The organism is Pelomonas sp. Root1217 (assembly GCF_001425705.1).
In the GTDB taxonomy this organism is placed as follows: Bacteria; Pseudomonadota; Gammaproteobacteria; order Burkholderiales; family Burkholderiaceae_C; genus Pelomonas.
This window is the reverse complement of sequence record NZ_LMDC01000027.1, coordinates 99,896-117,022: the sequence shown is the minus strand read 5'-3', so window position 1 is coordinate 117,022 and position 17,127 is coordinate 99,896. Positions and strand designations below refer to the sequence as shown.

Annotated in this window: 15 protein-coding genes; 4 read left to right on the top strand and 11 right to left on the bottom strand. The window is 68.4% G+C overall.

All coding sequences use genetic code 11. From position 1 onward, the window contains the following. Positions 1-44: 44 nt before the first annotated feature. On the bottom strand, positions 45-2,450 hold the full coding sequence (locus ASC95_RS18275; RefSeq protein WP_235537968.1) for a DNA internalization-related competence protein ComEC/Rec2: 2,406 nt from the start codon (positions 2,448-2,450) through the stop codon (positions 45-47). Between the two features lie 81 nt (positions 2,451-2,531). On the opposite strand from ASC95_RS18275, the gene ASC95_RS18270 reads away from it, so the two are divergent. Continuing rightward, positions 2,532-2,999, top strand: a complete 468-nt coding sequence (locus ASC95_RS18270) for a RidA family protein (protein ID WP_057299151.1) — start codon at positions 2,532-2,534, stop codon at positions 2,997-2,999. Beyond that, positions 2,999-3,493, top strand: coding sequence for a disulfide bond formation protein B (locus tag ASC95_RS18265; RefSeq protein WP_057299150.1), 495 nt, complete (start codon positions 2,999-3,001; stop codon positions 3,491-3,493). Before ASC95_RS18270 ends, ASC95_RS18265 begins: the two co-directional genes overlap by 1 nt. Here ASC95_RS18265 and paoC read toward each other — a convergent pair. The 8 genes from paoC to ASC95_RS18225 all read right to left on the bottom strand — a co-directional run bounded on the left by paoC (position 3,476) and on the right by ASC95_RS18225 (position 13,907). Next, on the bottom strand, positions 3,476-5,668 hold the full coding sequence (gene paoC, locus ASC95_RS18260) for an aldehyde oxidoreductase molybdenum-binding subunit PaoC (protein ID WP_057299149.1): 2,193 nt from the start codon (positions 5,666-5,668) through the stop codon (positions 3,476-3,478). The genes ASC95_RS18265 and paoC overlap by 18 nt on opposite strands. A gap of 173 nt (positions 5,669-5,841) precedes the next feature. Then, complete coding sequence (locus ASC95_RS18255; RefSeq protein WP_057299148.1) at positions 5,842-6,792, bottom strand: xanthine dehydrogenase family protein subunit M; 951 nt, start codon at positions 6,790-6,792, stop codon at positions 5,842-5,844. Then, complete coding sequence (gene paoA / locus ASC95_RS18250) at positions 6,789-7,418, bottom strand: aldehyde dehydrogenase iron-sulfur subunit PaoA (RefSeq protein WP_057299147.1); 630 nt, start codon at positions 7,416-7,418, stop codon at positions 6,789-6,791. The genes ASC95_RS18255 and paoA overlap by 4 nt, the downstream gene beginning before the upstream one ends. Before the next feature lie 90 nt (positions 7,419-7,508). Beyond that, entirely contained in the window at positions 7,509-9,269 is a 1,761-nt protein-coding gene (locus ASC95_RS18245; RefSeq protein ID WP_057299487.1) for a gamma-glutamyltransferase family protein, read from the bottom strand. Positions 9,270-9,297: 28 nt separating this feature from the next. After that, a complete protein-coding gene (locus ASC95_RS18240) occupies positions 9,298-10,674 on the bottom strand; it encodes a DUF1501 domain-containing protein (RefSeq protein ID WP_057299486.1) in 1,377 nt (458 codons plus the stop codon). Between the two features lie 10 nt (positions 10,675-10,684). Then, a complete protein-coding gene (locus tag ASC95_RS18235) occupies positions 10,685-12,406 on the bottom strand; it encodes a DUF1800 family protein (protein ID WP_082567907.1) in 1,722 nt (573 codons plus the stop codon). Between the two features lie 153 nt (positions 12,407-12,559). Then, the gene (locus tag ASC95_RS18230; protein ID WP_057299146.1) at positions 12,560-13,198 is read right to left on the bottom strand and encodes a 3-oxoacid CoA-transferase subunit B; all 639 of its coding nucleotides are present in this window, start codon (positions 13,196-13,198) and stop codon (positions 12,560-12,562) included. 1 nt (position 13,199) lies between these two features. Next, positions 13,200-13,907, bottom strand: coding sequence for a CoA transferase subunit A (locus ASC95_RS18225; RefSeq protein WP_057299145.1), 708 nt, complete (start codon positions 13,905-13,907; stop codon positions 13,200-13,202). Positions 13,908-13,985: 78 nt separating this feature from the next. On the opposite strand from ASC95_RS18225, the gene ASC95_RS18220 reads away from it, so the two are divergent. Both ASC95_RS18220 and ASC95_RS18215 read left to right on the top strand, forming a co-directional pair. Then, positions 13,986-14,540 (top strand): LuxR C-terminal-related transcriptional regulator, encoded by a 555-nt coding sequence (locus ASC95_RS18220; protein WP_057299144.1) that lies wholly within the window; start codon positions 13,986-13,988, stop codon positions 14,538-14,540. After that, the gene (locus ASC95_RS18215) at positions 14,537-15,496 is read left to right on the top strand and encodes a DUF3667 domain-containing protein (RefSeq protein WP_057299143.1); all 960 of its coding nucleotides are present in this window, start codon (positions 14,537-14,539) and stop codon (positions 15,494-15,496) included. Before ASC95_RS18220 ends, ASC95_RS18215 begins: the two co-directional genes overlap by 4 nt. Here the strand turns inward: ASC95_RS18215 and ASC95_RS18210 are convergent, their stop codons facing one another. Together ASC95_RS18210 and yaaA are read right to left on the bottom strand one after the other, a co-directional pair. Then, positions 15,497-16,339: a 2OG-Fe(II) oxygenase gene (locus ASC95_RS18210; protein WP_057299142.1), complete on the bottom strand. Its 843-nt coding sequence runs from the start codon at positions 16,337-16,339 to the stop codon at positions 15,497-15,499. Beyond that, positions 16,336-17,115, bottom strand: coding sequence for a peroxide stress protein YaaA (gene yaaA, locus ASC95_RS18205; protein WP_057299141.1), 780 nt, complete (start codon positions 17,113-17,115; stop codon positions 16,336-16,338). Before yaaA ends, ASC95_RS18210 begins: the two co-directional genes overlap by 4 nt. Positions 17,116-17,127 lie beyond the last annotated feature (12 nt).

Genomic DNA, 17,127 nt, shown 5'->3' with positions numbered 1-17,127 from the left:
GCGATCTTCCGGTTATTGGCCGGGCGAGTGTGGCAGGGCTGAAGTCAGAAGGCCAGCTCGACCTCGACGGCCGGCGCCTCCTCCACCTGAGGCCCCTCCAGCCCCACGCTGGCCGGGCTGCGGTCCAGCCAGTAGCGGCGGCGAAGATCACGCTCGCAGCTGTGCTCGAGGGTTGCACTCTGCCACTGCCAGGCGCCGCAGGCCGGGCTGGCAACGACGGCGATGCCCGCAGCCTGGTAGCGCGCCAGCACCGGTGGCGCCGGGTGGCCGAAGCGACTGCGGTAGCCGGCCTGCACGACGCCGACGCTCGGCCGTACCGCGGCCAGCAGCTCCGCGCTGGAGGAGGTCTTGCTGCCATGGTGAGGCACCAACAGCACATCGGCACGCAGATCCGGTTCGCGCTGCACGAGGCGCTTCTCCTGCTCGGCTTCGAGGTCACCCGCCAGCAAGGCCCGCCGCCCCGAGGCCGATGTGATCCTGAGCACGCAGGACAGGTCGTTGGACTTGAGCCCGGCGTCGTAGTTCGCCAGCGTCGGGTGCAGCACGTCAAAGCGCACACCATCCCAGGTCCAGCCCTGGCCGGCCTCGCAGCGCTTCGCGGGCATCGGGGTGCGCAGCAGCGGGTGGCCCGGCTCCAGTGAACTGCGCAGCTCGGACACGGGCAGGGCCTGCATCAAGGTGGCGGCGCCACCGACGTGATCAACGTCGCGATGGCTGAGCACCAGCATGTCCACGCGGTGCACGCCCAGGCGACGCAGCAGCGGCAACAGGACGCGTTCGCCGGCATCCGAGCCGGGCGCGTACACCGGGCCGGTATCGAAGAGCAGGGCATGCCCATGCGTGCGGATCAGCACCGCGTTGCCCTGGCCGATGTCCGGGGCCAGCAGTTCGAACTCGCCCGCCGGCGGGTGCGGCACGGCCGGCCACAGCAGCGGCAACGTCATCAGCAGCCCGGCAGCGCGCAGCCGCCAGGGCAGCCTCAGCGCAACCAGCACGGCGCCCAGCAAGGCCAGGCCCTGGGACCACAGCGGCGCCGCCGGCAGCCACCACACCGCCGCCGGCCAGGCGATCAGCAGCTTCAGCCAGGCCATCAGGGCCTGCGTCAGCAAGGCGGCCAGCGCCCACAACGGCGTGAACAGGCCGCCCATCAGCGCCAGCGGCGTGATGACGAAGGTGATCAGCGGGATAGCGACGAGGTTGGCCAGCAGCCCGACGAGGGACAGCTGCGAGAAGCAGATCAGGCTCAGCGGCGCGAGGCCCACGGTGGCAATGGCCTGGGTTCGCAGCGCCGCCTTCAGGCGTGCCCGCCAGCCTTCTGCGTGCTCGCCACCGGCGGCCATCAACAGACCGACAGCGCCGAAGGACAACCAGAAGCCCGGCTGCATCAGCGCCCAGGGGTCCACCGCCGTGACGATGACGGCCGCCGCCAGCAGCACCAGCGGCCAGGGCCAGCGCAGGCCAACGCTGCGCAGACCGGCCAGCGCGGCCAGCATGACGACCGTGCGCTGCGCCGGCACGCCCCAGCCCGAGAACAGCGCATAGGCGAAGGCCACCGCCACGCCCACCCAACGTGCCGCAGTGGGCGCCGGCAGGCGCAGGCAGAGCCAGCGGCTGCGGCGCCACAGCGGCGACACGAGCGCGGCGGCCATCCAGCCGAGCAGGACGACGTGACTTCCTGATACCGACAAGAGATGACTCACGCCTGTGTCACGGAACAGGTTCCAGTCACTATGAGCAATGGCGTTCTGGTCGCCCAGGCTCAACGCCGCCAGCACGCCAGCCATGCCGGGGTCGGCCACGCGTTCACGGATGGCCGTGCGCAGGCGCTGGCGCGCGGCGTCCAGGGACCACCAGGACGCCGCTTGCAGGCGCTCGGCCGTGCGCACGACACCGCTCGCGCGCAGCCCCTGCTCGAACAACCACAGTTCGACATCGAAGCCGCCCGGATTGGCCAGGCCATGGGCGCGCTTGAGGCGGGCGGTGAAGCGCCAGCGCTCGCCGGCTGTGATGGGCTGCGCACTGTCGTAGGCGAGCAGCATCACCCGCCGCGGCACTTCGGGCGGCAAGGCCGTGCCGGCTGGTCCCACCGATTCGACGGCAAACTCGAAGCGCCAGCCGGGCATGCCGCCCTGCCCCGTGATGGCGATGGGCAGCGAATCGACCCGACCGCTCAGCACCAGGTCGCGGCCTTCCCAGGCTGGATGCAGTTCGGGCTTCATGCGCATCTCGGCGCGAAGCCCGGCCTGCACGAAAGCGAACACCGCAACCGCTGCAGCCAACGCCAGCCAGTGGCGGCGGTGCAGCAGCAGGAGCAGCACGAACAGCAAGCCCAGCAGCGCATATTCCGTCGCCGTTGGCAGTCGCTCGCAGCATTGCAGCAGGGCCACGCCGGCCAGCCAGGCCAAGCCGGTTGCCACCAGTTCGCGCACGCCCCACGGCCGCTGAGCCAATGCCCCTCCCCTGTCCCGCCTTATTGGGACGCGGGGTGTAGCATGCCGCGGTTTTTCGCTTGCGCCACCGCGCTTTTACGCATGAGCTCCTCCGCCATCCAAGCCAAGCTCGCCGAACTCGGCATCACCCTGCCGCCGCTGGCCATTCCCGCTGCCGCCTACCTGCCGTTCACGCGCACCGGCAACCTGCTGTTCCTGTCCGGCCACATCGCCAAGAAGGACGGCAAGCCCTGGGTCGGCCAGCTGGGCAAGGATGTCGACACCGCCACCGGTCAGGCCGCGGCACGCGCCGTCGCCATCGACCTGCTCGGCACGCTGCAGGCTGCCACGGGCGACCTGGGCAAGATCGTTCGCATCGTCAAGGTCATGAGCCTGGTGAACAGCACGCCTGACTTCACCGAGCAGCACCTTGTCACCAACGGCTGCTCCGAGCTGTTCGCCGCGGTGCTGGGCGAAGCTGGCAAGCATGCCCGCAGCGCCTTCGGCGTGGCCCAGATCCCGCTCGGCGCCTGCGTCGAGATCGAGCTCATCGCCGAGATCAAAGATTGATGTTCACCGCCCCTTCCAAGCTGCCGGCCCGCGCGCTGGCCGGCATGGCCGTGGCGAGCTTCGCCGCCGTCGGCATCGCCTTGATCGCCCAGCACCAGTTCGACGTCAAGCCCTGCCCCTGGTGCGTGCTGCAGCGGGCCATCTTCCTGGTGATCGGCGCCGTCTCGCTGCTGGGCTGGCTGGTGAGCGCCAAGCGCGCGCTGCGCCAGGCGGCCCTGGTCGTCGTGCTGATGCTGTGTGCAGCGGGCCTCACGGCGGCCGTTTTCCAGCATGAGGTGGCCTCGCAGAGCGCCAGCTGCGCCATGGGCCTGGCCGACAAGGTCGTCACGGCGCTCGGGCTGGAGGAGCTGTGGCCCTCCGTCTTCATGATCACGGCCAACTGCGCCGAAGCGGCGGGCTACCGGCTGCTCGGCCTGCCCTACGAGATCTGGAGCGGCCTGCTGTTCGCCGCGCTGGCCGCCCTGGGGCTCGTGGTTTTAAACCAGCGCAGGTAGACCGGCCAGCAGCTTGTCCAGCGTCAGCGGGTAGTCGCGCACTCGCACGCCGGTGGCGTTGTAGACGGCGTTGGCTACCGCAGCGGCAGCGCCGCAGATGCCCAGCTCGCCCACGCCCTTGGCCTTCATCGGCGACGAGATCGGGTCGGTCTCGTCCAGGAAGATGACGTCCTGGTGCGGGATGTCGGCATGCACCGGCACCTCGTAGCCGGCCAGGTCGTGGTTGACGAAGAAGCCGCGGCGGTGGTCCACCTTCAGGTCTTCCATCAATGCCGCACCCACACCCATGGTCATGGCGCCGATGACCTGGCTCCGCGCTGAGGTGGGGTTCAGGATGCGCCCCGCCGCGCACACGGCCAGCATGCGGCGCACGCGCACTTCGCCGGTGACCGCGTCCACCGCCACTTCCGCGAAATGCCCGCCAAAAGTGGACTGCTGGTAGCGCTTGTCGAGGTCGCCGTATTCGATGCCGTCCTCGGCCACCAGGCCGGCGAATGATTTCAACGGCGCGGCCTTGCCGCCGCCACGCACCTCGCCGCCAACGAACTCCGCGTCGGCCATGCCCGCCTTCTGGGCGACCATGCCGCGCAGCTTCATGCAGGCCGCATAGACGCCGGCGGTCGAGTTGTTGCCGCCCCATTGCCCACCTGAACCGCAGGACACCGGAAAGCTCGAATCGCACAGGCGCACGACGACCTTGTCCAGCGCGACACCCATGGTTTCGGCGGCCGTCTGCGCAATGATGGTGTAGCTGCCGGTGCCGATGTCGGTCATGTCGGTCTCGACGATGACGCGCTCGCCTTCCAGCCGCACGCGCGCCTTGGACTTCATCAGCAGGTTGTTGCGGAAGGCCGCCGCCATGCCCATGCCGATCAGCCAGCCGCCCTCGCGCACCTGCGCCGGCTTGGGTGACCGCCGATTCCAGCCGAAGCGCTCCGCGCCTTGCCTCATGCAGTCCACCAGGCGGCGCTGCGAGAAGGGACGCTGCGGCTTCTCGGGGTCGACCTGCGTGTCGTTGCGCACGCGGAACTCGATGGGGTCCAGACCGAGCTTCTCGGCCATCTCGTCCATCGCGATCTCCAGCGCCATCAGGCCCGGCGCCTCGCCAGGCGCGCGCATCGCGTTGCCCTCGGGCAGATCCAGCACAGCCAGGCGCATGGCGGTGTAGCGATGCTCGCCGGCATAGAGCAGCCGCGTCTGCCCCGTGGCCGTCTCTGGGCCGCCGCCCGGCAGGTTGCCGGACCAGCTCTCGTGTGAGATGGCCTGGATGCGGCCGTCCTTGTTGGCGCCGATGCGGATGCGCTGGATGGTGGCCGGCCGGTGCGTTGTGTTGTTGAACATCAGCGGGCGTGTCAGCGCGATCTTGACGGGCCGGCCGGCGGCCTTCGCCCCCAAGGCGGCAAGCACGACGTCGGCGCGCAGGAACAGCTTGCCGCCGAAACCGCCGCCGACGAAGGGCGAACGCACGCGCACGTCCAGCTTGGGAATGCCCAGCGTCTTGGCAAGGTCGCCGACGGCCCAGTCCACCATCTGGTTGGACGTCCACACCGACAGCTTCTTGCCCTCCCACCAGCCGATGGTGGCGTGCGGCTCCATCATGGCGTGGCCCTGGTCGGGCGTCGTGTAGCTCGCATCCAGTTGTACCGGCGCCTTGGCGAATGCGGCTTCGAAGTCGCCATGCTTGGTCTCGGCCTCGCCACCGAAGCCATCGCTCTTGGCCACCGGCGCATGCGGTTTCTCGGCGGCAAGGTCGAAGCGCCCCTTGGCGGCCTCGTAGCGGATGTCGATCAACGCCGCGGCGGCGCGCGCTTGTTCGAAGCTCTCGGCGACGACCACGGCCAGCGCCTGGTGGTAGTGGTCGATCTGCGGCCCGCCGAGCAGCTTGGCGGTGTTCTTGCTGCCCTTGCCGAGTTTGCCGGCGTTCTGAGCCGTGACGATGGCCAGCACGCCCGGCGCCGCGCGGGCTGCACGCAGGTCCATGGCGGCCACGCGGCCCTTGGCAATGCCGGCACCGACGACATAGCCGACGGCCGGCGTCGGCTTCAGGTCGTGGTGCTCGTAGGCATAAGGCGCCGTGCCGGTGGTCTTCAGCGGGCCATCGATGCGCGGCGTGGGGCGGCCGATGACCTTGCCCTGGTCGACGGGGTTGGTGGTGGCGGGCTGGTCGAAACGCATCTCATTGACTCCATCGGGCTGCGAGCAACCCAGATCTCACTGACTTTGCGGGCCGAGCGCCGGGCCGCTCCCAAGCAGGCCCGGCCTGGCGATGTGCTTGCCGGTCGATCCGGCAAGCATCGCCGTCCCCTCGGGGGACCGGCCAAGGGACTCCTTGGACGAGGGGCTCCACTTCATGCTCTCCGGTCAGGGTGGAGCACGTCGACAAGCAGCCGCTCGGCCAGCTTGAGCTTGAAGGCGTTGTCCTGCTGCGGCGAAGCACCCTTGAAGGCCTGGCTGAAGTAGGTGTGAACGCCACGCGAGAGTTGCGGCTCCGCGCTTTCGATGCGCCAGGGCTTGTGGGCCACGCCGCCAAACGCCAGCCGCGCGCTGCCGTCTCGCTGCACGATGGCGGCCAGCGACACCAGGGCGAAGGCGTACGACGCGCGGTCACGCACCTTGCGGTAGACCTGGGTACCTCCCACGGGCGGCGGCAGCAGCACCGAGGTGATCAGCTCGCCATGGGCCAAGGCGTGGTCGATGTGGGGCGTATCGCCGGGCAGTTTGTGGAAGTCGGCGATGGGGATGCGGCGCACCTGTCCGTCGGGTTTGACCGTCTCGACCTGGGCATCCAGCACGCGCATGGCGACGGCCATGTCGCTCGGATGGTTGGCGATGCAGGCAGGGCTGGTGCCGATGACGGCCAGCGAGCGCGTGACGCCGCCGATGGCCGAGCAACCGCTGCCGGGCTGGCGCTTGTTGCAGGGCTGGGCCGTGTCGTAGAAGTAGGGGCAACGGGTGCGCTGCAGCAGGTTACCGGCCGTCGTCGCGCGGTTGCGCAGCTGGCCCGAGGCACCGGCCAGCAGCGCGCGCGACAGCACCGGGTAGTCCTTGCGCACACGGGCATCGCTGGCAAGGTCGGCGTTGCGTACCAGGGCACCAATGCGCAGCCCGCCTTCCGCGGCCTCGATGCGGTCCAGGGCCAGCGGATTGACGTCGACCAGGTGGCCAGGCGCCTCGATCTGCAGCTTCATCAGGTCCAGCAGATTGGTGCCGCCGGCGATGAACTTGGCGTCGGGCCGGCCAGCGACGGCCGCTGCTGCCTCAGCCGGCGTGCGCGCTCGCTCGAAGCTGAATGCTTTCATGCGGCCTCCTTGGCGACGCTGGTGATCGCCTCGGCAATGTTGGAGTAGGCGCCACAGCGGCAGATGTTGCCGCTCATGCGCTCGCGCAGCTCGTCGGCGCTCAGCAGCGGCTTGGCGGCCAGATCGGCGGTCACATGGCTGGGCACGCCGTGCTTGAGCTCGTCCAACATGCCCACGGCCGAACAGATCTGCCCGGGCGTGCAGTAGCCGCATTGGTAGCCGTCATGCGCGACGAAGGCGGCCTGCAGCGGGTGCAGCTTCTGCGGTGTGCCCAGGCCCTCGATGGTGGTGACCTTGGCGCCCGGCGCCATGACGGCCAGCATCAGGCAGCTGTTGATGCGCCGGCCGTCCAGCAGCACGGTGCAGGCGCCGCACTGGCCGTGGTCGCAGCCCTTCTTGGTACCGGTCAGGTGCAGCTGCTCGCGCAGCAGGTCGAGCAGCGTCGTGCGGGTGTCGACGTCGACGGTGTGCGCCTGGCCGTTGACGTCCAGCGTCAGGCGGCTCGTCGTGGCGTTGGACATGGCGGGCTCCCGGTCTGCGGCCTCGACGACCGTGGCGGCTGCCGTGCCCGCGCCGGCGATCAACACGTCCCGGCGTGAAAGAGAACATCCTGGCACATCGTCCATCGCTGACTCCGCGGCTCACAAGCTAACCAGCCTAGTGGGCGGCAGGTGGGAAGTGGTGTCAGACAAGATGCCGCGGCGCGGCAGGACGAATTACTCCCCGCGCACGACACCCTCGCGGCGCGGATCGGCGCCGCCGACCCAGCCCTCCTTCACGCGCATCAGCACCTGCAGGCCGCTGGTCAGATCGGTCTCGTTGACCTGATGGCCGCGGGCGCGCAGGTCAGCCAGTTGTTCGGCCGTCAGTGCACCTCGCTCGACGAAGAGGGCACCACTGTTGAAGTGACCGTAGTTCGGCAAGTCCACCGCCTGCTGCACCGGCAGGCCCCAGGCAAGGGCGCCCGTGATCACCTTGGCGACGTAGTGGATGATGACCGGGCCGCCGGGCGAGCCGGCCACCATGACGAGCTTGCCGTCGCGGTCGAAGACCAGGGTTGGCGCCATGCTGGAACGCGGCCGCTTGCCCGCTTCGACGCGGTTGGCCACCGGCTTGCCGTCGGCACCCACCGGGTTCAGCGAGAAGTCGGTCAGCGTGTTGTTCAGCATGAAGCCGCCGGCCAGGCCCGTGCCGCCGTCACTCATGACGCGGTTGCCGAAGGCGGCCTCGACGCTGGTCGTCATCGCTACGGCATGGCCTTCGGCGTCGACGACGCTGACCTGGCTGGTGCCGTATTCCAACTGCTCAGCCTGCGGCGCCAGGGCCTGCCTGACCTGCCCCGGCTGGCCGGCCGTCGCCACACCGCTGGCCTTGGGCCCGATCAGCGCACCGCGCTGCTTCAGATAGGCCGGCGCGATAAGGTTCTGCCAGTCACCGCCTGGCGCGGCGACATAGGCCGGATCGCCGATGAACTGGGCACGGTCGGCAAAGGCCAGCTTGGCGGACTCGGCGTAGGCATGCATCCAGTCCGCCGTGATGCCTTTGGCCGCCAATGCCGCCGGCTGGGTGTCAAGGAGGCCGAGGATCTGCATCAGCGTCAGATGGCCCGAGGTGGGCGGGCCAAAGCCGCAGACGCGGTAGCTGCGCCAGTCGTTGCACAGCGGGGGGCGGGCCAAGGCTTTGTAGCTGGCCAGGTCGGCCGTGCTCAGCAGGCCCGAGCGGGCATGCCCTTTCACGCGGCGCACGATGTCCTCCGCCACGGCGCCCTCGTAGAAGGCTTTCGGCCCTTTGCTGGCGATGCCGCGCAGCACCGCGGCATAGGCGGGGTTCTTCAGCACGGTGCCGACCGGCTTGGCAGCGCCAGTGGCATCAAAGAAGTAGGGCCCCGCCTGCGGGTCGCTTCGCAACTGCGCCTCGGCCGAGGCCAGCTCAAACAGCCGCGGGCTGATCGCGAAGCCCCGCTCGGCCAGGCGGATGGCCGGCTCGAAGAGGCGGCTCCAGGGCAGCTTGCCGTGCTGGCGGTGCGCCTCGGCCAGCATGGCCAGCACGCCCGGCACGCCGGTGGACAGGCCGCTCATGATGGCCTCGCGCATGGGCAGGGGCTTGCCGTCGGCCTTCAGGAAAAGCTCGGGCGTGGCTGCGGCCGGCGCGGATTCGCGGCCGTCCAACGTCTGCACCTGGTGGCCATCCCAGTGCATCAGGAAGGCACCGCCGGCGATGCCGCTGGACTGGGGTTCGACGAGGCCGAGCACGGCCTGCACGGCAACGGTCGCATCGACCGCCGAGCCGCCGGCATTCAGTATCTCGATGCCCGCATCCACGGCCAGCGGATTGGCGGCCGTCACGGCAAAGCGCTTGGCCGGGACCGTCAGGCTGCCCTGCTTGGCGGTGCGGGTGGTGGCGGCCTCGGGCTGGTCGAGGGCGTGGGCCGGCGCCAGCAGGCTGGCCAGCAGAAGAGGCGTCAGGAGGCGGAGCATGGCGGCCATCTTAGGCACGCTCCGACGTTCAGAAGTAGCCCATGTCCTTCTGGCTGTAGTTGACGATCTGCGGCACCACGCGCGGCAGGTCGGCAGTGCTGACGCCCATCCAGGTGGCCAGCGTTGCGCCGAGCTGGTCCACGCCCGTGGTCGGCAGCAAGCGGCCCTGGCCGACGTCGTCCGGCCCGTTGATGCTGACCGAGGGCAACGTGCCCCAGTATTTGCCGCCTTGCACCGCTCCGCCCAGCACGAAATGGTGGCTGCCCCAGCCGTGGTCGGAGCCATCGCCATTGCTGGTCAGCGAACGGCCGAAGTCGCTGGCCGTGAAGGTGGTGACCTGGTTGGCCACGCCCAGCTCGACCGTGGCCGCGTAGAAGCTGGCCAGCGCGTCGTTGACGGTGGTCAGCAGGCCCGGGTGCTCGTCGAGCAGGAAGTCGTGGGTGTCGAACCCCCCCAACGACACGAAGAAGACCTGGCGCGTGGCGCCCAGGGCCTGCCGCGCGCCGATGAGCCGGGCCACCATCAGCAGCTGGCTGGACAGGGAGCTGGCAGTGTCGAAGGGCGTCTGCAGCGCCGGCACGCCGGCCAGGCCGGATGTGACGACACCCTGGGCGCTGACCGAACGCGCGACAACCTTGTTCAGCTCGGCCTCCATCCAGTGCGTGCGGTCGGCTGTGATGAGGCCCCGCAGTGCGTCGGCACAGGCCTGGGAGCCATACAGCGGCTTCAGGATGCCGTTGATGGGTACGGCGCCGCTGGTGGACACCTGGTACTGCACCGCCTGCTTGCCGGCCATGAAGACGGCATTGCCTGCAGCATTGATGCAGGTGAAGGTCGCCGTGCCGTTGTCGCCCAGGAAGAGGTCGCCCATGCGGCCACCCCAGCCCGAGGTGGCGCCCTCGGGCGAGCTGCTTTGCCAGACGGATTGCTGGTCGTTGTGCGAGAACAGCTTGGGCGGCAACGGCACGCTTCTGGCGTTGTACTGGGCCAGCGTCGTCGGCTGGATCAGCGTGCCGACATTGAGCTGGATGCCCAGCCGCCCGCTGTCCCACAGGCCCTTGAGCTTGCCGAGTTGCGGCGCCAGTGCCATCTGGCGGCCGCCGACATTGATGCCGAGTACGGTTGCGGCGAGTTGCTCGCGCGGCGTGGCCAGGGTCTGGCGGATGCCGGCATAGGCGTCGTAGCTGGCCTGGTCATAGGGCACCAGCGTGTTGCCATGGTCATTGCCGCCGTAGAGGAAGACGCAGACAAGGGCCTTGTAGTCGCCCGGCGCGGTGGCTGCAGCGGCTTCGCCGAGGGCGGCGAGGTTCAGTGCCCAGGGCGCGGCGGTGCCCGCGATGCCCAGGGCGCCGGCGCGGCGCAAGAACTCGCGGCGCTGCAGTTCGGGGAGTCGGTTGAGCTTCATCGTCATCCCCTCATTTCTGGATCTGGTATTCCGGGCAGGCCATCAGCATCAGGATGGCGGCCTGCACACGGTTGGCCTTGCCGGTGTCGCTGGCGGCGGAGATGCTTGCCACCGCGGTGCTGATGGTGGCCTGCGTGGCGGCCGAGATGCCGCCGCCGCCCAGCCGGGTGGCCAGGCTCGCGACCAGGCCCGGCGCGTCCCCCGCCAACGCGAGCTCGACGGTGTAGCCGGGCTTCACATCGTTGATGCCGTCGGCAATGGCCTTCTGCATGTAGTTGATGTAGCCAGCCACCGTGCTCTCGTTGCAGAGCTGGAACTCGGGCGCCGTGACGTCGTTCGTGCCCAGTTGCGAGTTGGGCGGCACATAGCCGGGGCGGAAGAAGTTGAAGACCGAGGGGCTGCGCAGCGGGCTCTGGCCGAGACGCGTGCCGGCGTCGCTGGTATTGCCGATGTTCCACAGGCCGTTCGGTGAGGTGACAGCGAAAGACCGGCCCCACTGGATGAAGCGCTGCAGCGGTTCGCGCAGCTTGCCGGCGCCGGGCGCCATGGACGGGGTGCGCGCTTCGGTGTCCAGCAGGATGGCCTTGATGACGGCCTTCAGGTCACCGCGCGCACCGCTGCCGTTGTCAGCCCAGACCGCCGAGATGCGGCCGATGTAGGCCGCACTCGGGTTGCTGGCGACGAGGCGCTGGATGAGCTGGCGGCCGATGAAGGGGCCGACGTTGGGATGGCTGGCGAGCGTGTCCAGCGCAACCTTCAGCGCGGCCGGGCCATCGGCCGACGCTGGGATGTCCACGTCCAGCACCTTCTTCGCGCCGCTAGAGAAGCGCGACGCGATGTTGACCATGGGCTTCTTCATGAAGCTGGGGTCGCTGCCGCTGTAGCCGTCGAAATCCCAGCCGGTGAAGACGCGGGCCAGGTCGGTGATGTTGGCCTGGGTGTAGGTCTCGATGGGCTTGCCGTTGCCGTCGAGCTTGAGCGTGCCGTCAGCATTGAGCTGGTAGAGGCCGATGCTGAACAGCTGCATGACCTCGCGGGCGTAGTTCTCGTCGGGCACGCGGCCGGTGTTCACGTCCTCCTTCAGGTTGCCCCGTGTGGCGAGGTAGACGCCCATGCCGTTGGACAGCGTGACGGCGTTGAGCAGCTCGCGGTAATTGCCAAAGCAGCGCTGCTCCAGCATGTCCACGTAGCAAGCGATGGCGAAGCCACGCCAGGGCATGGGCAGGCCGCTCATGGAGATGACGAAAATCTCACTGAGCGCCAGCACGACGCGCTGGCGCAATGAGTCCGGCGCGGACAGCAGCTTGCGCCACAGCGTGTTGTCGGCGCCGCCGAAGTCGTTGCGGTGGTCGACGATGGCATAGCCGTTGGCGACCATCCAATCGAAGTGACCGTCGCTGACGGGCAGCGCGAACTGCGCGTCCAGCCAGCCGGCATAGCCATTGGCCTTGACGGTGGCAATGTCGGCCGTGCTGGCCGCAAAGCCGGCCTGGGCGAGGAAGCGGGCGGCTTCGGCGTCGGTGATGCCGGGGGGTGGCGGAGGCGGAGGCGGAGGTGGTGGAGGCGGTGGTGAGGGCGATGGGGTCGGCGCGTCGCCTCCCCCTCCTCCACCGCAGGCAGCCAGCAAAGCGGCTGCCGCAGCGGCTGCCGCAATGCCGCCGGGGTTCAGATCTGCACTTGTCTCGAGTGCGGGGGCGATGGTCTCGACTTCAGGCGTCGGTGGTGCGCGCATGGTGGCCTCGCTGTTGTTCGAAGAACGGGCCTAATAACCCCACGGCAATGGGGCGCATTGCCGTGGGGTTATTAGGCCCCCCGCAACGAAAACGGGCCAGCTTGCGCTGACCCGTGGAGGCCCATGAACTGGGGGTGTGAGGCTTGATTTACCTCAGAGCAACGGAACCCCTGTCTTGCTTTGCGCAAATTCACGCGTGACGCCCTCGGCCAGCTCGACGACGCTGATGCCGTGGGGCGTGACGTCGAAGACGCCGAGGTCCGTGATGATGCGGTCGACGACGCCCACACCCGTCAACGGCAGCGTGCAGCTGGGGATGATCTTCATGTCCTCGGTGCCGTCCTTCTTCTTGGCCACGTGCTCCATCAGCACGATGACGCGCTTGACGCCGGCGACGAGGTCCATGGCGCCGCCCATGCCCTTGACCATCTTGCCGGGGATCATCCAGTTGGCCAGGTCGCCATTGGCGCTGACCTGCATGGCGCCAAGGATGGACAGGTTGATCTTGCCGGCGCGGATCATCGCGAAACTGTCGTGGCTGCCGAAGATGCTGCTGCCAGGCAAGGTGGTGACGGTCTGCTTGCCGGCATTGATGAGATCGGCATCGACTTCGTCCTCGGTCGGAAAGGGGCCGATGCCCAGCATGCCGTTTTCGCTCTGCAGCCAGACTTCCTTGTCCGCCGGCACATGGTTGGCCACCAGCGTCGGGATGCCGATGCCGAGGTTCACATAGAAGCCGTCTTCCAGCTCCTGGGCCGCGCGGGCAGCCATCTGATCTTGGGTCCAGGGCATGTCAGGCCTCCTTCTTCGGGGACAAGGTCATCTTCTCAATCCGCTTTTCCGGATTGGCATTGACGACGATGCGGTGCACGTAGATGCCCGGCAGATGCACGTCGTCCGGGTCGATGTCGCCGGTCTCGACGAGGTGTTCGACCTCGACGACCGTCAGCTTGCCGGCCATCGCCGCGGCCGGATTGAAGTTGCGCGCGGTGCGGCGGAAGACCAAGTTGCCGCTCTTGTCGGCTTTGTAGGCCTTCACCAGCGACACGTCCGGCACCAGGGCCTTCTCCAGGATGTAGGTCTCGCCGTCGAACTCACGGCTTTCCTTGCCCTCGGCGATCAGCGTACCCACGCCGGTACGTACAAAGAAGGCCGGGATACCGGCGCCACCGGCGCGCATCTTCTCGGCCAGTGTCCCTTGCGGCGTGAACTCCAGCTCCAGTTCGCCCGCCAGGTACTGGCGCTCGAACTCCTTGTTCTCGCCGACATAGCTGGAGATCATCTTCTTGATCTGCCGCGTGACGAGCAGTGCGCCCAGGCCAAAGCCGTCGACGCCGGCGTTGTTGGAGATGACCGTCAGGTCCTTGACGCCGCTGTCGCGCAGGGCCGTGATCAGCGCCTCGGGGATGCCGCACAGGCCGAAGCCGCCGACTGCGAGCATCTGTCCGTCCTTCACGACGCCGCGCAGCGCTTCCTCAGCGCTCGGGTACACCTTGTTCATGCCGTCTCCTGCCTTTCGGGTGAAGCGCGAAGGGTACTATCGCGCGCCTTCCGAAGTCGATTAAGCGAATTCGCCTAAGTGGAACCCGCCGCCCTCGATTACCGCAGCGCCTTCCAGCTCGCCCCGATCGGCCTGGTGCTGTCCGCCCAGCGCCAGATCGTGGACTGCAACGAGCGCGTGCTGCAGATGTTCTCGGCCACGCGCGAGCAACTGCTGGGCAAAAGCTTTGCGGTCATGTACCCCAGCGCCATCGAGTTCGAACGCACCGGCGCACGCATCGTCGCCAGCCTGGACGCCCAGGGCCACTATGCCGACGACCGCGTCATGCGGCGCTTGGGGAGCAGCGAGCTGTTCTGGTGCCACGTGACTGGCCGCGCGCTGGACCCGGCCGACCCCCATGCCCGCGGCATCTGGAGCTTCGAGGATCTGTCGGCGCGGCGCCAGATCACGGCCGAGCTGACGCCGCGCGAGCGCGAGATCGCCGCCCTGCTCGTCGAGGGCCAGACCAGCAAGCTCATCGGCCGTCGCCTGGGCGTGAGCCCGCGCACGGTGGACATCTACCGCGGCCGGCTGATGAAGAAATACCAGGCGGGCAGCACGCCCGAGCTGATCAACAAACTGCTGTCTGCATGAGCCGTCATTCCCACTCCGGCGCGCCCGAGCTGCCCTACTGCCGCAACTGCCACTTCACGCTGGCAAGGCCGCGACCCGTCTATTGCGGCCACTGCGGCCAGGAGACCGACCTGCACCCTCCCTCGGTGCGCGAGATGTTCACCGAGTACCTGGGCCACTACGTCGCCTTCGACGGCCCGCTGTGGCGCACGCTGTGGGCGCTTGTCTGCCTGCCGGGCCATCTGACCAATGCCTATTTCCGTGGCCAGCGGCGCCGCTATGTGCTGCCGTTGCGGGTCTACCTGAGCGCCAGCTTCGTGTTCTTCGTCGGCTGGGCGCTGCTGCCCCAGGGGCCTGAGCAGATCGTGGAGACCGGGCCGGCGGCCGCTGCTGGCGAGGGGTCCGGCAAGTCGGCGCGGGTGCGCTTGAAACGCGACATGACACCCGCCCAAGCCGCTGCAGCGGCCGATGCCCTGGCCAAAGGGAGCAGCGAGCCGCAAGGCGTCAAGGTCAGTACCAAGCTCGGCGAGTGCGATCTGGCCCACCCCGAGACCTGCAGCCGCTCAGAACGTTGGCTGACCGGCCTGCTCAATAAAGCCGAGTCCATGACCTTCGAGCAGTGGAAGGCACGCAGCCGGGCGCTGGCGCCCTACGCGATGCTGGCCCTGCAGCCGATCTTCGCGGCGCTGCTGCTGGCGATGTTTGCCGGCAGCGGTCGGCGCTACGCCGAGCACTTCGTGTTCTCGCTGCACAGCCACAGCCTGTGGTTCCTGGCGCTGCTGGTCGCCATGGCGGCCGGGCTGGAGGGCTTGGTGATGTTCGCTGTCTTCGGCCATGGCCTGGCCGCGATGCGGCGTGTCTACAGGCTGAGCTGGTGGGGCGCGGTATGGCGTGGCAGCGTGCTCAGCTTCTTTTACTTCGTGTTGTTGGGCTGCGTGGCGCTGGCCTTGGTGGCATTGATCGCCGTCACGGCATGATCAGGTGAACACGCCCTGTCGCAGCCATTTCGTCGCCACCCATTTCGCCCCCTCCAGCACCGGCGAGCCGCCATGCAGGGTCTGCGTGGCGGGGTGGGGCCGGTCGTAGCTGAAGAAGACGGCGTTGCCCTTGACGGGTGCGACGTCCAGGCCGATGTCCGGGAAGATCGTGGAGCCGCCAGCGGTGGGTGTGTTCAGGTACATGACCAGCGTCGCCACCCGCTGGCCACCACGCTTGAGGATGGCCGGCGTGCTGACGTGAGCCGGGTCGAAGTAGTCGTAATGCGGCTGGTATTCGGCGCCCGGGCGGTAGTGCAGCACCTGCAGGCCCTCGCCGTGGTCCAGCGGCCAGCGCAGCAGCGTCGCGATGCGCGCCTCGACGGTGCGGATCAGTTCGGTCTCGCAGCGCTCGAAGAACATGCCGTCGCTGGTGCGTGCGGCATTCACTTCGCTGCCCTCGCCGCCGGTGGCCACGGTCTCGGAGCGCGCCAGGCGTTTGGTCGCCAGCGCGACGATGCCGTCGCACTCCTCTTCCGACAGCAGATCGCCAAACACGATGACGCGCGGCTGCCGCAAGGCCATCAAGACCTTGACCTGGCGGTCGCCGGCATCGATGACGGGCGAGAAGCGGCTCAGCTCGGGTTCGGGCAGCCCGACCGTTGCGCCGGGTGGCGGCGTCAGCGTGGCCGACTGGCCCAACGTGCGCGCCAGCGCCTGGCGGGCAACGGTTTCATCCCAGCCACTGCCCAGCATCGCGGCCAGGATGCTTTCTGACGCGTGGCCGGCACGGCTCTGCTCGCTGATCCATTCACACAGCTCGGGGGTGATGACTTGTTGGCTCATGACTTGCGGCGGAAGACGAGTCGGTCGGGGGAAGACACCTCAGGGGCCAGACGATAACCGTCCAGGTTGAAGCCTTTCAACGCCTCGGGCGTCTCCAGGCGATGCTGGATGGCATAGCGCGCCATCAGGCCACGGGCACGCTTGGCAAAGAAGCTGATGATCTTGTACTCGCCGTTCTTCCAGTCCTCGAACTGGCAGTCGACGACCCGGGGCTTGAGCGCCTTGCGGTCCGCAGCGCGGAAGTATTCCTGCGAGGCCAGGTTGACGATGACCGGCGCCTTCTCGCCCCGTGCCAGTTTGTTGAGGTGCAGGGCCAGGCGGTCGCCCCAGTAGTCGTAGAGGCTGGCGCCATGGTCGCCGGCCAGTCGAGTGCCCATCTCCAGGCGGTAGGGCTGCATGCGGTCCAGCGGCCGCAGGATGCCGTACAGGCCCGACAGCATGCGCACGTGCTGCTGCGCCCAGGCCAGGTCATCGGTGCTCAGCGTCCTGGCATCCAGGCCGTCGTAGACATCGCCGTTGAAGGCCAGCACGGCCGGCTTGCTGTTGTGCTCGGTAAAGCGCGGCCGCCAAGCGGCGTAACGGTCGACATTGAGCTGGGCCAGCGGCTCGGACAGGTCCATCAGCCCACGCACGTCGTCCACGCTCTTGGTGCGCAGGATGTCGATGAGGGCGGCCGTGTCGTCGAGGAACTGAGGGCGGGTCAGCACCGGCGCCAGTTCAGCGGGCGTCGGCGTGTCGTAATCGAGGGACTTGGCGGGCGAGAGCAGAAACAGCATGGGCGCGGATTT